General features: G+C 58.7%; 14 protein-coding genes. All 14 read left to right on the plus strand.

The annotated features are described in order from the left end of the window. Window positions 1–76 precede the first annotated feature (76 nt). The 14 genes from glgB (at window position 77) to atpC (ending at window position 14,541) form a co-directional block, all read left to right on the plus strand. Window positions 77–2,344, plus strand: a complete 2,268-nt coding sequence (gene glgB, locus WMO20_RS04395; RefSeq protein ID WP_349185964.1) for a 1,4-alpha-glucan branching protein GlgB — start codon at window positions 77–79, stop codon at window positions 2,342–2,344. An 86-nt stretch (window positions 2,345–2,430) separates the two neighbouring features. Then, the gene (locus WMO20_RS04400) at window positions 2,431–3,624 is read left to right on the plus strand and encodes a glucose-1-phosphate adenylyltransferase (RefSeq protein ID WP_005921531.1); all 1,194 of its coding nucleotides are present in this window, start codon (window positions 2,431–2,433) and stop codon (window positions 3,622–3,624) included. Beyond that, a complete protein-coding gene (glgD, locus tag WMO20_RS04405; RefSeq protein WP_349185965.1) occupies window positions 3,618–4,745 on the plus strand; it encodes a glucose-1-phosphate adenylyltransferase subunit GlgD in 1,128 nt (375 codons plus the stop codon). The genes WMO20_RS04400 and glgD overlap by 7 nt, the downstream gene beginning before the upstream one ends. A 165-nt stretch (window positions 4,746–4,910) precedes the next feature. Beyond that, on the plus strand, window positions 4,911–6,329 hold the full coding sequence (gene glgA, locus WMO20_RS04410) for a glycogen synthase GlgA (RefSeq protein ID WP_113993175.1): 1,419 nt from the start codon (window positions 4,911–4,913) through the stop codon (window positions 6,327–6,329). Between the two features lie 806 nt (window positions 6,330–7,135). Further along, complete coding sequence (locus WMO20_RS04415) at window positions 7,136–7,396, plus strand: AtpZ/AtpI family protein (RefSeq protein ID WP_172679811.1); 261 nt, start codon at window positions 7,136–7,138, stop codon at window positions 7,394–7,396. 15 nt (window positions 7,397–7,411) lie between these two features. Continuing rightward, window positions 7,412–7,915, plus strand: coding sequence for an ATP synthase subunit I (locus WMO20_RS04420; protein WP_112090729.1), 504 nt, complete (start codon window positions 7,412–7,414; stop codon window positions 7,913–7,915). Further along, window positions 7,916–8,659: a F0F1 ATP synthase subunit A gene (locus WMO20_RS04425; protein WP_112090728.1), complete on the plus strand. Its 744-nt coding sequence runs from the start codon at window positions 7,916–7,918 to the stop codon at window positions 8,657–8,659. Between the two features lie 51 nt (window positions 8,660–8,710). Beyond that, window positions 8,711–8,992 carry an ATP synthase F0 subunit C gene (gene atpE, locus WMO20_RS04430; protein ID WP_005921517.1) on the plus strand — a complete coding sequence of 94 codons (282 nt, stop codon included), beginning with the start codon at window positions 8,711–8,713 and terminating at the stop codon, window positions 8,990–8,992. Window positions 8,993–9,029: 37 nt separating this feature from the next. After that, a complete protein-coding gene (gene atpF / locus WMO20_RS04435) occupies window positions 9,030–9,536 on the plus strand; it encodes a F0F1 ATP synthase subunit B (protein ID WP_112090727.1) in 507 nt (168 codons plus the stop codon). Next, window positions 9,533–10,072: an ATP synthase F1 subunit delta gene (atpH, locus tag WMO20_RS04440; protein WP_349185966.1), complete on the plus strand. Its 540-nt coding sequence runs from the start codon at window positions 9,533–9,535 to the stop codon at window positions 10,070–10,072. The genes atpF and atpH overlap by 4 nt, the downstream gene beginning before the upstream one ends. Before the next feature lie 90 nt (window positions 10,073–10,162). Beyond that, window positions 10,163–11,683: a F0F1 ATP synthase subunit alpha gene (gene atpA, locus WMO20_RS04445; RefSeq protein ID WP_308564019.1), complete on the plus strand. Its 1,521-nt coding sequence runs from the start codon at window positions 10,163–10,165 to the stop codon at window positions 11,681–11,683. Between the two features lie 19 nt (window positions 11,684–11,702). Continuing rightward, window positions 11,703–12,551, plus strand: coding sequence for an ATP synthase F1 subunit gamma (atpG, locus tag WMO20_RS04450; RefSeq protein ID WP_349185967.1), 849 nt, complete (start codon window positions 11,703–11,705; stop codon window positions 12,549–12,551). A 193-nt stretch (window positions 12,552–12,744) separates the two neighbouring features. Continuing rightward, window positions 12,745–14,139 (plus strand): F0F1 ATP synthase subunit beta, encoded by a 1,395-nt coding sequence (atpD, locus tag WMO20_RS04455; RefSeq protein WP_005921508.1) that lies wholly within the window; start codon window positions 12,745–12,747, stop codon window positions 14,137–14,139. Window positions 14,140–14,142: 3 nt separating this feature from the next. Next, window positions 14,143–14,541 (plus strand): ATP synthase F1 subunit epsilon, encoded by a 399-nt coding sequence (gene atpC, locus WMO20_RS04460; RefSeq protein WP_112090724.1) that lies wholly within the window; start codon window positions 14,143–14,145, stop codon window positions 14,539–14,541. Window positions 14,542–14,671: the final 130 nt, after the last annotated feature.

Raw genomic sequence — 14,671 nt, forward strand, 5'->3', positions numbered from 1 at the left:
GGTAAAAACCTTTTAATATAAAAGAGTACAAAGCTGCGAAAGCCGCTTTCGGCTTCCGCACGGGGAGGAGCAGTCTATGAAACCGACCGAAGAAAAGATTCAGAGCAATACATCGGATCTGCCGGTGTACCTGTTCAAGCAGGGCAATAACTGCGAGGCTTACCGCTACTTCGGCGCACATCTGGAAACACGGGTCGGGGAGTCCGGCGTTGTGTTCCGTGTATGGGCACCGCACGCCGCAGCCATCAGCGTTGTGGGCGACTTCAACAGCTGGAAGCCCGGCAGCCATCCCATGCGCAAGGTGGATGGCGATTCCGTGTGGGAATTGTTCATTCCCGGCATGAAGGAATACGATGTTTATAAATATTGCGTGACCACCCGCGCAGGCGACCTTGTCTACAAGGCCGATCCTTACGCTTTCCACGCCGAGACCCGTCCGTCCAACGGCAGCAAGGTCTACGACCTGTCCAGCTTTGCATGGCACGACGCCGCATGGCAGTCCGCACAGAAAAAGGCGGATGTGATCAACGGCCCGATGAATATCTACGAGATGCACGCCGGCAGCTGGAAGCTGAAGGAGGGCGGCAAGCCCTACAACTACTCCGAGCTGGCGGACGAGCTGATCCCGTACATCAAGGATATGGGCTACACCCATGTAGAGCTGCTGCCGGTGATGGAATATCCGTTCGACGGCAGCTGGGGCTATCAGGTCACCGGCTATTTTGCTCCCACCAGCCGCTACGGCACCCCCAAGGACTTTATGGCCTTTGTGGATAAGATGCACGCCGCAGGCATCGGCGTCATCATGGACTGGGTGCCCGCCCACTTCCCCAAGGATCAGTTCGGACTGTACAATTTTGACGGCGAGGCCTGCTACGAGGACCCCAACCCCAAGCGCGGTGAGCACAAGGAGTGGGGCACCATGGTGTTCGACTTCGGCCGCAACGAGGTGCAGAGTTTCCTCATTTCCAGCGCACTGTACTGGCTGGAGCAGTACCACATTGATGGTCTGCGGGTGGACGCCGTGGCTTCCATGCTCTATCTGGACTACAACCGCAAGCAGGGCGAATGGGAGCCCAATAAGGACGGCGGCAAGGAGAACCTTGAAGCCATCGCCTTCCTGCGCAAGCTGAACAACACCGTGCTGGGCCGTCACCCCCACAAGTACATGATCGCCGAGGAGTCTACCGCGTGGCCCATGGTCACAAAGCCCGCTTCGGACGGGGGTTTAGGCTTCAACTTCAAGTGGAACATGGGCTGGATGAACGATATGCTCAGCTACATGAAGACCGACCCGCTGTTCCGCGCCGGCAACCACAACAAGGTGACTTTCAGCTTCTTCTACGCCTTCAGCGAGAACTTCGTCCTGCCCATCAGCCACGATGAGGTAGTGCACGGCAAGGGCAGCCTGCTGAACAAGATGCCCGGCGAGTATGACGACAAGTTTGCCAACCTGCGCACCTTCTTCGGCTATATGATGGCACACCCCGGCAAGAAACTGCTGTTCATGGGCCAAGAATTCGGCCAGTTTGCCGAGTGGAACGAGACAAAGCAGCTGGACTGGATGCTGCTGGATTACGACAAGCACGCCGAGCTGCAGAACTACGTCCGCACCCTGAACGCTTTCTATAAAGAGCACCCCGCCCTCTGGCAGATCGATTACAGCTGGGAAGGCTTCCAGTGGATCGTGCCGGACGACTCGCAGCAGAGCGTCATCGCCTTCCTGCGCAAGGACGCCGCCGGCAAGCAGATCCTTGTCATCTGCAACTTCAACCCCGTCCTGCGCGAGGGCTACACCCTCGGCGCACCGGTGTCCGGCACCTACAAGGAGATCCTGAACAGCGACGATGCCACTTTCGGCGGCTCCGGCACCGTGCACAACAAGCCGGTGCGCACCCACAAAAAGCCGCAGCACGGCTTTGAGCAGAGCATCACCGTTACCCTGCCGCCCATGAGCACCCTGTACTTTGAGGTGCCCACAAAGCGCACCCGCAAGGCAGCAGAGGACAGCACGGACAAACCGGCAAAAAAGACCGCCAAAAAATCCACCGTCAAGGGCGCCGTGGAAAAGGCGGTAAAAAAGACGACCCGCAAGGCCAAAGCCGAGCCGGACGCCGACAAGCCGGTAAAAAAGACCCGCACCACCAAGGCCAAGGCCGCCGAAACGGCGGATGAAAAACCGGAAAAAGCAAAAAAGACCGCTGCCAAGTCCAAGGCCGCAGCGGACAAGCCGGTAAAGAAAACCGCCGCCAAGGCAAAGACTGCGGCAAAAGCAAAACCTGAGACCGAAGCAGAAACCAAACCCGCAAAGCGCACCCGCAAAGCAAAAGCACCCAAGGAGTAAGGATGCCCACACGGATGCACGCACGAACATTCTGATCTGTTGACTATCATTTCCAAAACGGAAATGCTAAAGGGGAGAATAAAGCTATGGCAAAAGAAATCGTGGCAATGATCCTTGCCGGTGGACGTGGCTCGCGCTTATACGCGCTGACACAAAAGACGGCAAAACCTGCGGTGTCCTTCGGCGGTAAGTACCGCATCGTGGACTTCCCGCTGTCCAACTGCGTCAACTCCGATATCGACACGGTCGGTATCGCAACGCAGTACCAGCCCCAGAAGCTGAACGAGTACATCGGTAACGGTCAGCCTTGGGATCTGGACCGTCTGCACGGCGGTGTGCACACTCTGCCCCCTTACGAGCAGGCAAACGGCACCGACTGGTACAAGGGCACCGCAAACGCCATCTACCAGAACATCGGCTTCATCGACAGCTATGATCCCGAGTACGTCATCATCCTGTCCGGCGACCAGATCTGCAAGCAGGACTACGCCGACTTCCTGCGCTTCCACAAGGAAAAGGGCGCAGAGTTCTCTGTGGCCGTTATGGAAGTGGACTGGAAGGAAGCCTCCCGCTTTGGCCTGATGGTGGCAGACGAGACCGACCGCATCACCGAGTTCCAGGAGAAGCCCCCGGTGCCCAAGTCCAATCTGGCATCCATGGGCATCTACATCTTCAACTGGGATGTGCTCAAGAAGTATCTGATCGAGGACGAGGCTGACCCCAACTCCAAGAATGACTTCGGCATGAACATCATCCCCGCCCTGCTGCGTGACGGCCGCAAGATGTACGCCTACCGCTTTGCCGGTTACTGGCGTGACGTGGGCACCATCGACAGCCTGTGGGAAGCCAACATGGAGGTGCTGGACCCCGAGAACTCCGGCATCGATATCTTTGATAAGACTTGGAAGATCTACAGCCGCAACCCCGTGCTGCCCGCCCAGAAGATCGGCGAGCGCGCCGTTGTGCAGGACTCCCTCATCACCGAGGGCTGCAAGATCTACGGCAACGTCAAGCACTCTGTCCTGAGCGCAGGCGTTGTTGTGGAAGAGGGCGCTACCGTTGAGGACGCCGTGCTGATGGACGGTGTCGTGGTCAAGGCAGGTGCCGTGGTCAAGCGCTGCATCCTTGCTGAGGACGTTGTTGTGGGCGCAGGTGCAAAGGTCGGCGGCGAGGGCGCAATTGCCCACGTTGGCACCGGTCTGACCATCGGCGCAGGCGCTACCGTCAAGGAGGGCGCAAAAGTGTTTGAATCCGTCAAGGAGGGTGTGGAAGTATGCTGAGACAGAACACCAATGCGTTGGGTATCATTTTCCCCAACAGCTATGACAATACCGTTCCCGAGCTGGTGACCGAGCGCGCAATGGCCTCGATCCCCTTGGCGGGCCGTTACCGCATGGTAGACTTTGTGCTGTCCAGCATGGCCAACTGCGGCATTTCCAACGTTTCCATCGTGGTGCGTAAAAACTACCACTCCCTGATGGATCATCTGGGCACCGGCCGCGAGTGGGATATGGCACGCCGTCACGGCGGCCTGAACATCGTGCCTCCCTTTGCAGAAAAGGGTGTGCGCATCTACTCCGGCCGTGTAGAGGCTCTGGGCTCCATTCTGAGCTTCCTCGAGCACCAGAAGGAGAAGTATGTGGTCATGAGCGATGCCAACATCGCTGTCAACTACGATTTCAACGCCCTGCTGGCTGCCCATCAGGCCAGCGGTGCCGACGTGACTGTGGCTTACCAGAAGACCGAGATCCCCGAGGGCCGCAAGAACGACAACTACACCCTGACCATTGATTCTGATGGCCGCGTGACCGAGCTGCTGTTCAACGACTACCGCTCCGGCGTGCAGAATCTGGATCTGAACATCTATGTGCTGGAGCGCGAGACCCTGATCAAGCTGGTCAAGGACGCCACCGCCCGCGGTCTGATCTACTTCGAGCGCGATATTCTGGCACACAACGTCAACATCCTGAACATCCATGCGCTGGAGTACACCGGCTATGTGGCTCATGTCTGCGACATGAAGAGCTACTTTGACGAGAACCTGAAGCTGATCAAGGACGAGAATCTGGAGGCACTGTTCCCCAAGGGCTGCCCCATCTACACCAAGATCCGTGACGATAACCCCACCCGTTACGTCACCGGCTCCAAGGTTTCGAATTCCATTCTGGCCGACGGCTGCGTCATCGAGGGCACTGTGGAGAACTGCGTGCTCTTCCGCGGCGTCAAGGTCAAGAAGGGTGCTGTGGTCAAGAACTGCGTCCTGATGCAGGATACCGTGGTCGAGCCCAACGTGGAGCTGGACTGCGTTGTCACCGATAAGAACGTGAAGATCACCGCCGGCAAAAAGCTGTCCGGCACCGAGAGCTTCCCGGTCTACGTCCAGAAGAACCACACCGTCTGATCGATGCAATATCCATAGGGGCGGCTTCCTCCCCGGTAGCCCCTCTTGAGAGGGGCGGGGGCATCTGTGTGCCCCCGCCTGCTCTTTTGTATGCAAGGTTCGCGCCGCTTTTCATAGCGGCGGGGAGCGCGAACATCTGCCTGTATCATGGAAGGAGCGAATCCTATGAAGATCCTGTATGCTGCTTCGGAAGCCAATCCCTTTGCCAAATCCGGCGGTCTGGCCGATGTGGCAGGTGCCCTGCCCAAAGCGCTGGTCAAGGACGGCGTGGACGCCCGCGTCATCATGCCCCTGTACGGCGATTTGAAGTACCGCGATAAGCTGGAATACGTTACCAACTATTCCGTCCCTGTGGGCTGGCGCAGCCAGTACTGCGGCCTGTTCAAGGCCGATGTGGACGGCGTGACCTACTACTTCCTCGACAACGAATATTACTTCAAGCGCCGCGGCCTGTACGGCTTCTACGATGACGGCGAGCGCTTCGCCTTCTTCTCCCGTGCGGTGCTGGAGACCTTGTTCTATATCGACTTCACCCCCGATATCATCAACTGCAACGACTGGCAGACCGCTCTGGTGCCGGTGTACCTGAACCTGTACTATCGTCATCTGGACAAGTTCAACCGCATCAAGACCGTGTTCACCATCCACAACATTGCCTATCAGGGCAAGTACGGCACCGATATTCTGGAGGACACCTGCGGCATCGGCCACCGGGACCAGCATATCGTGGAGTACGACGGCTGCGCCAACTTCATGAAGGGCGCTTTCGAGACTGCCGACAAGATCACCACCGTCAGCCCCACCTACGCACAGGAGATCTTGGACCCGTGGTTCAGCTACGGTCTGGACGCTCTGCTGCGTGAGAAGCAGTACAAGCTGTGCGGCATCCTGAACGGCATCGATATGGACGCCAACGACCCCGCCACCGACAAGAACATCCCCTTCAATTACAGCATCAAGACCTTTGAGACCGGCAAGGCCAAGTGCAAGGAAGCTTTGCAGGACAGATTTGGTCTGAACAAAGACGGTAGCCCCGTCTTTGGCATGGTCAGCCGCATGGTGGGCATGAAGGGCTTTGACCTTGTGCAGAGCATCGCTGACGGTCTGGTGGACCGCGGCATCCAGCTGGTCATTCTGGGCAGCGGCGAGAGCCAGTACGAGAACTTCTTCTCTGACCTGTGCGGCCGTCACCCGGGCCGTGTGGGCACCTACATCGGCTTTGAGCCCAAGCTCTCGCAGGAGATCTACGCCGGTGCCGACGCCTTCATCATGCCCTCCAAGAGCGAGCCCTGCGGTCTGGCACAGATGGTGGCCTGCCGCTACGGCACACCTCCCATCGTCCGCGAGACCGGCGGTCTGCGCGACTCCATCCACGACAGCACCATGGGCGATGGCAACGGCTTTACCTTCGCCGGTTACAACGCCCACGAGCTGTATGTGGCCTGCTGCAACGCACAGGATGCCTACAACAACAAGGAAAACTGGAAGAACCTCGTGCGTCACTGCATGGAGTGCGATTTCAGCTGGGACGTTTCCGCCAAGAGCTACGAGGGTCTGTACAACGAGACCGCAAACCTCTGGTAAGCGCCTGAATCCCAAAGCACCCGCCGGGGCTGCCGCACAAACGTGCGGCAGCCCCTTTTGCATAAGACGATTTAAAATGTGCTCCGCGTTGCTCTGCACATAGTTCAAGGAAGAATTATTTATAGTTTCGGAATTTCGGAGCGTCTGCGGACGCTCCGAAATTCCCTTTTCACCGGAAGAGCCCCAGAGGAAAACGGCAGCTGCTGCGCTGGTTTCCTACGGAAACAGTCGCGCAGCGGAAAGGCTTAGCTGGCCTTTAGCTGAAAAGCCCTCTCAGTCCGCTCCCGCTGGCATCGCGCAGCGATGACTGAGAAGTTTTTCCCGCTAAAAGCAGTCAGAAAGTCCCCCCAGCGCCGCGCTTTCGCAGAAAGCGGCGCGATAGCTGCCGTTTTTCGTTACGACTCCTCCCGTGAAAATGCGTTTGGAGCGCTCCGCAGAGCGCGACAAACGCGAAATAAAAATTCAATTCCTCTAATTATGGCTAGAGCGCAGCGGAAGCCATTTAAAATCGTCCTCCCCGCCGGGGAGCCGACCTTTCACTGTTTTTTACACTCTGCACAAACTTTTCTGCAAAGTTTGTGCAATGATGTGCCCGCAGGCGCACAATGTGTGTTTTCGGCGCACATTTATGGAATCAGTCTGAACAAACTATGAAATTTTACTATATTTCGGTGGAGAATTGATTGCAATATCCAACGTTTTGAAGTATACTGAGGGCATAGACTTTTTGGCTGCCTGTCCATCTCTGGCAAGACTTCCAGATACTGGAACACAGGCAGCACCCGCAGAAAGGAGCGGCGCAGGACTTGAAGGGCTGGTACAAGGCTTTGGAAGATCTGGTCTGGCTGACCCAGCTGGGGCTGAATATGCTGCTACCGCTGGTGCTCTGCCTTGCCGGATGCTGGTGGGCTGTGGAGCACTGGGGCTGGCCGGAATGGCTGTTTTTGCCCGCTGTGGGTCTGGGGCTTGCCGCCGGGGCGCAGAACTTCTGGGTGTTCTGCAAGGAACGGCTGGAGCGCTCCAAACACGAAAAAAATCATCGGGTGGGCTTTAACTCCCACCAGTAATGGAGGTCCGTTTTTATGAAATTGCAGCCGGAATCCAAAAAGGAGCTGCTGCGCATCGCCTGCGGCGTGTCCTTATGCACCGCCGTGATGTGGGTGGTGTTTGCAGCGCTGCATCTGGTGGGCTGGGTAGTCTTTGACTACCGGGTGCTGCTGGGCGGCATCATCGGCGCGCTGGTAGCCATCGGCAACTTTGCCGGCATCTGCTTTGTAGTGCAGAAGGTCATTGACGAGCCGGACGAAAAAAAGCGTAAAGCGCAGCTGCAGATATCCTATAATACAAGGATGCTGCTGCAGGCGTTGTGGATCATTATAGCCATTGCGGCTCCCTGTTTCCAGGCGTTTGCAGGCGTTCTGCCGCTGCTGTTCCCCAGAGTTACGATCTATTATCTCCAGATAACCGGGAAGTACAAGCCGCTCACACCCCCGCAGGAGCCGGTGGACATCTCTGTGGAAGATGACCCCGCCCCCGCCAAGGCGTCTGCGGTGCAGCCCCGTGACGAAGGGGGTGAACAAGAATAAATGGAACTGAACGGCGCAAAGATCCTGTATACCATCCACACCAATATCCCCCTGCTGGGTGATTTTAAAATTACCCAGACCTTGGTAACCACGTGGATCGTCATGGCGCTGCTCTCGGGTTTTGCCATCTGGCTGGGGCACGACCTCAAGCTGGAAAATGTGTCCAAACGACAGGCCGCAGCCGAGTTCATCGTAACACGGCTGGAGCAGTTCGTGCACGACAACATGGGCTTCCACTTCGATCAGTATATCCCCCTCATCGGTGCCATCTTTGCACTGAGCATCGGGTGTAACCTGATCAGCGTCGTCGGCCTGTGGAGCCCCACGGCTGACCTGAACACCGAAGCAGCGTGGGCCATCGTGGTGTTTGTTCTGATCATGTACTACAAGATCAAGACAAACGGCATTCTGGCCTATATCAAGGGTCTGCTCGATCCGATCTTTATCATGGCACCCATCAATGTGCTGTCAGAGATCTCTACCCCTGTCAGCATGGCGTTCCGTCACTTCGGCAACATCCTGTCCGGTACGGTCATCTCCACACTGCTGTACTGGGCACTGGCAAGCCTGAGCCACGTCATCTTTGGCTGGCTGCCGGGCTTCCTGAGTCAGATCCAGCTGTTCCAGATCGGCATCCCGGCCTTTACCGGTTTGTATTTCGACTGGTTCGGCGGCTGCATTCAGGCGTTCATCTTCTGTACCCTGACCGCAATCTTCATCAAACGTGCTGCCGGTGAGGATTAACCTTTCCCGGCATCCCCCAAAACACAAACACATTTTAGGAGGACAAATCTTATGACTGATTTCCAGTATCTGGCTCGTGGTATCGCTCTGGCAGGCTGCGGCATCGGCGCAGGCTGCGCACTGATCGCAGGTATCGGCCCCGGTATCGGCGAAGGCAACGCTGCTGCCGCTGCCTGTGAGGCCGTTGGCCGTCAGCCCGAGTGCAAGAGCGACGTTACCAGCACCCTGATCCTCGGTGTTGCCCTTTCCGAGACCACCGGTATCTACGGCTTTGTTACCGGCCTGCTGCTGATCTTCCTGGCTCCCGGTATGTTCATGAAGTATCTGGCATAAGCCTCCCGATCCGAAAAAATAACGAAAGGAGACGCTTATGGAACTGTATCAGGCGTTGATCACGCTGGATGGCTGGACCTTTCTGGCCCAGATCTGCAACCTGATGATCCAGCTGGTCATCTTCAAAAAGTTCCTGCTGAAGCCGATCAAACAGGTGATCGCCGACCGCAAGGCCAAGGCCGACAGCGAGATCGCAGATGCACAGAAGCTGCGCACCGAGGCCGAAGCCATGAAGGCGGAGTACGAGCAGAACCTGCAGAACGCCCGCACCGAGGCCAACCAGATCGTAGCTGCGGCGCAAAAGACCGCCACCGCCCGCTCGGAAGAGATCGTGGGCGAGGCCCGCGCACAGGCCGCTGCGCTGAAGCAGAAGGCCGAAGCTGACATTGCGCAGGAGCGCAAGAAGGCTGTGAACGAGGTCAAGGACGAGATCGGCGGCATCGCCATGGAGATCGCATCCAAGGTGGTGGAGCGCGAGATCAGTGAGAAGGACCACAAGGACCTGATCGACGAATTTATCAAAAACGTGGGTGAAGCATCATGACCGAAACTGCAAAGATGTACGGCGGCAGTCTGTACGATCTGGCGGCAGAGGAAGGGCTGGAGCCCCGCATTCTGGGCGAGCTTGACGAGGTGCAACAGCTTCTGAAGCAAAACCCGGACTACCTGCGGCTGCTCAGCACCCCCAGCATCCCCAAAAAGGAGCGCTGCGGCCTGCTGGACGAAGCCCTGCGCGGGCAGGTCCACCTCTATGTGCTGAACTTTTTAAAGATCCTGTGCGAGAAGGGCACCCTGCGGGAGCTGTCCGGCTGCGCACGGGCCTACCGCATCCGCTACAATCAGGCGCACGGCATTCTGGAAGCTACGGCCATCTCGGCTGTTCCGCTGACCGAGCAGCAGCGCACGGCGCTGCACGCCAAGCTGGAAAGCCTGACCGGCAAGACCATCGACCTTAAAACCAAGGTGGATGCCAAGGTGCTGGGCGGTATCCGGCTGGATATCGAGGGCACCGAGCTGGACGGCACCGTCCAGAACCGCCTTGCCTCCCTGCGCCGGGATATTGCGGCGGTCACTCTGTAACTTTTTCCCTGCCCTTTACAAACGGGGCAGAGCACAGAACGAATTTCCACCCGAAATGACTATTATGAATTGAGTGGTGAACAAACAAAGATGCAACTGAAACCTGAAGAGATCTCCAAGATCATCCGTGCGCAGATCAAGCATTATGAAAATGCCATCGAGCAGAGCGAGACCGGCACGGTCATTATGGTGGGCGACGGCATCGCCCGGGCCAGCGGTCTGGAAAAGTGCATGGCAGGCGAGCTGCTCCAGTTTGACAACGGCGAATACGGTATGGCCCAGAACCTTGAGGAAAATACCGTTTCCATCGTGCTGCTGGGCTCGGATGCCGGCATCAAAGAAGGCAGCATCGTCAAGCGCACCGGCAAGGTAGTCTCCGTGCCGGTGGGCGATGCCATGATCGGCCGCGTGGTCAACGCACTGGGTCAGCCCATCGACGGCGCAGGCCCCATCGAGACCACCGAGTACCGCGCCATCGAGAGCCGCGCGCCCGGCATCATCGAGCGCCAGCCCGTCAAGGAGCCGCTGCAGACCGGTATCAAGGCCATCGACTCCATGATTCCCATCGGACGCGGTCAGCGCGAGCTGATCATCGGTGACCGCCAGACCGGCAAGACCACCATCGCTTCCGATACCATCATCAACCAGAAGGGCAAGGACGTCATCTGCATTTATGTTGCCATCGGTCAGAAGCGCTCTACCGTGGCAAACCTCGTGCAGAGCCTGACCGAAGCCGGTGCCATGGGCTACACCATCGTGGTGTCCGCCACCGCCTCGGAGCTGTCCCCCCTGCAGTATATCGCCCCTTACTCCGGCTGCGCCATGGGCGAATACTTCATGCAGCAGGGCAAGCACGTTCTCATCATCTACGATGACCTTTCCAAGCACGCTGTGGCCTACCGTGCCCTGTCGCTGCTGATCCGCCGTCCCCCGGGACGCGAGGCTTACCCCGGCGACGTTTTCTATCTGCACTCCCGTCTGCTGGAGCGCGCTGCCAAGCTTTCCAACGAGCTGGGCGGCGGCAGCCTGACGGCTCTGCCCATCATCGAGACGCAGGCGGGCGACGTTTCCGCCTACATCCCCACCAACGTCATCTCCATCACCGATGGTCAGATCTTCCTTGAGACCGAGCTGTTCCACTCCGGCGTCATGCCGGCAGTCAACCCCGGTATCTCGGTGTCCCGCGTCGGCGGCAACGCTCAGATCAAGGCCATGAAGAAGGTTGCCGGCACCCTGAAGCTGATCTACTCCCAGTACCGCGAGCTGCAATCCTTTGCACAGTTCGGCTCTGATCTGGACGCCGACACCAAGGCGCGTCTGGCACAGGGCGAGCGCATCGTGGAGGTGCTCAAGCAGAACCGCTCCGCGCCCGTGCCTGTGGAAAAGCAGGTCGCCATCCTGTACGCTACCATTCACGACTACCTTGTCAACGTCAAGGTTCCGGATGTGGCAGAGTACGAGAAGAGCCTGTACGAGTATCTGGACAGCGATGCCGCCGGGGCTGCCGTGATGGACACCATCCGCACCACCGGCAATCTGGATAAGGACACCGAGGAGCAGCTCAAGACCGTGCTGACCCGGTACACCGAAAGCTTTGTCAAGGCGCATTAAAGGGAAGGAGGCGTAACGCATGGCTGGTTCCATGAAGGACATCAAGCTGCGCATCAAAAGCGTAGAGAGCACCATGCAGATCACCAAGGCCATGGAGCTGGTAGCTTCCTCCAAAATGCGCCGTGCCAAGGAGCGGGTCGAGCACAGCCGACCCTATTTTGAAACGCTGTACAAGACCCTGACCGAGATCGCGGCAGCGGACCCCCGGGCCCGCAACCCCTACCTGCGCCGCAGCGAGATCAAGCGCACGCTGCTGGTGGTCATTGCCGGTGACCGCGGCCTTGCTGGCGGTTACAACGCCAATGTGCTCAAGCTGGCCGCACAGGAAAGCGGCAATGTGGAGGTGCTGCCCATCGGCAAGCGCTCGGCAGAGTACTTTGCCCACCACGAAGCCGAACTGTTCACGCAGGAGGTGCTGCTGGCCGCCGATATTTCGGTGGGACAGTGCTTCCAGCTGGCGCGCCAGATCACCGAAGTGTACCGCAAGGGCGAGTTTGACGCCGTAAAGCTCTGCTACACCCGGTTCGATTCCATGATGACCCAGACGGCAGTTTCCATCGAGGTGCTGCCGCTGGCTATGGAGCCCACCGAGCAGCAGAAGGCGGAGGCACGCCGCAGTCAGATCCTGTACAAGCCCAGCAGCGAGGAAGTATTCAGCGCGATCATCCCGGAGTATGTGGCCGGTGTCGTCTACGGTGCCGTGTGCGAGAGCGTAGCCAGCGAGCTGGCCGCCCGCCGCACCGCCATGGACGCTGCCACCAAGAACGCCGGTGAGATGATCGACCATCTCAACCTGTATTATAACCGTGCCCGTCAGGCTGCTATCACGCAGGAGATCACCGAGATCGTGGCCGGCGCGGAGAACTAAAGGCAGCTCGCCCTCTCAGGCCGCTTCGCGTCCAGCTCCCCCAAAGGGGGAGCCCTTGGCAAAACCATCAACTTTATGGGGACTGCCAAGGCCTCTCCCTTTTGGAGAGGTGGCATTGCGAAAGCAATGACGGAGAGGGCGAGGACGCTGACCATTAAGCACTTGCATTATAAAAGATAAGGAGTTGTAGCCTATGTCCGAAAAACATATCGGCAAGGTGATCCAGGTCATTGGCCCGGTGCTGGACATCCAGTTCAAGGATGGCGAGCTGCCGGAGCTGCTCAACGCCATTGAGATCGACAACCACGGCCAGAAGCTGGTGGTGGAGGTCGCTCAGCTGACTGGCGACAATGTGGCACGCTGCATTGCCATGAGCAGCACCGATGGTCTGGTGCGCGGCACAGATGCCGTGGACACCGGCGAGTCCATCAAGGTGCCCGTAGGCGACCAGTGTCTGGGGCGCGTGTTCAACCTGCTGGGCGAGCCGGTGGATAACAAGCCCGCCCCCACCCCGGATGCCTACTGGCCCATCCACCGTCCCGCTCCCAGCTACGAGGAGCAGCAGTCCACCACCGAGATCCTTGAGACCGGCATCAAGGTCGTTGACCTGATCTGCCCCTACGCCAAGGGCGGTAAGATCGGCCTGTTCGGCGGCGCCGGTGTCGGCAAGACCGTCCTGATCCAGGAACTGATCTATAACATCGCCACCGAGCACAACGGTTACTCGGTATTTACCGGCGTTGGCGAGCGCACCCGTGAGGGCAACGACCTGTACGGCGAAATGACCGAGAGCGGCGTTATCAACAAGACCGCACTGGTCTACGGCCAGATGAACGAGCCCCCGGGAGCCCGTATGCGCGTGGCACTGTCCGGCCTGACCATGGCGGAGTACTTCCGCGATGTGAAGAATCAGGACGTGCTGTTGTTCATTGATAACATCTTCCGCTTCACGCAGGCCGGCTCCGAGGTGTCCGCACTGCTGGGTCGTATGCCCTCTGCCGTTGGTTACCAGCCCACGCTGGCCACCGAGATGGGCGCTCTGCAGGAGCGCATCACCTCCACCCGCAAGGGCTCCATCACCTCGGTGCAGGCCGTCTACGTGCCCGCCGACGACCTGACCGACCCTGCCCCTGCCACCACCTTTACCCATCTGGATGCCACCACAGTGCTGAGCCGTGACATTGCATCGCAGGGCATCTACCCCGCTGTGGACCCGCTGGATTCCACCAGCCGCATCCTCAGCCCGGAGGTCGTGGGGCAGGAGCACTACGAGATCGCCCGCGCCGTCCAGAAGGTGCTGCAGCGCTACAAGGAGCTGCAGGACATCATCGCCATCATGGGCATGGATGAGCTGAGCGAGGAGGACAAGCGTACCGTCAGCCGCGCCCGCAAGGTGCAGCGCTTCCTGAGCCAGAGCTTCCATGTGGCAGAGCAGTTCACCGGTATGCCCGGTCAGTATGTGCCGCTGAAGGAGACCCTGCGGGGCTTCAAGATGATCCTGAGCGGCGAGTGCGACGAGCTGCCCGAGAGCGCATTCCTGTTCGCGGGCACCATCGACGACGTGTTCGCAAAAGCGAAGAAGGGGTAAGCCATGACGACCTTTCATCTGACGGTGGTCACGCCGGACGGCTGCGCCTTTGAAGGTCAGGCCGAGCGCATCGTCTGCCGCGCCATTGACGGCGATATCGCCATTCTGGCAAAGCACGGCGATTACTGCACGGCACTGGGCATGGGCGAGGCGCACATTGTGGATGCCGACGGTCAGCGCCGCCGTGCAGCCTGCATGGGCGGCCTGCTCAGCGTGCTGGACGGGGACGTTCGTCTGGTGGCTACCACTTGGGAATGGGCGGAGGACATCGATCAGGCGCGTGCGGAAGCTTCCAAGAAGCGCGCCGAGGAGATCCTTGCCCGCAAGAACCTGAACGACCGTGAGTACGAGCTGGCACAAGCGCGCCTGAAGCGTGCGCTGGTGCGCACCTCTATCCGTTAAACCCTGTATGCAAAAAGGCACCCGCAGCCGACTGGCTGTGGGTGCCTTTTGTTTTGTGATGGACAATTGGGAATGCGCTCCGCAGGAGAAGTTACTACCTGCCGTCAGCGTGCAGGGACGCTCCGCTGGG

The organism is Faecalibacterium intestinale (genome assembly GCF_040096575.1).
GTDB lineage: Bacteria > Bacillota > Clostridia > Oscillospirales > Ruminococcaceae > Faecalibacterium > Faecalibacterium intestinale.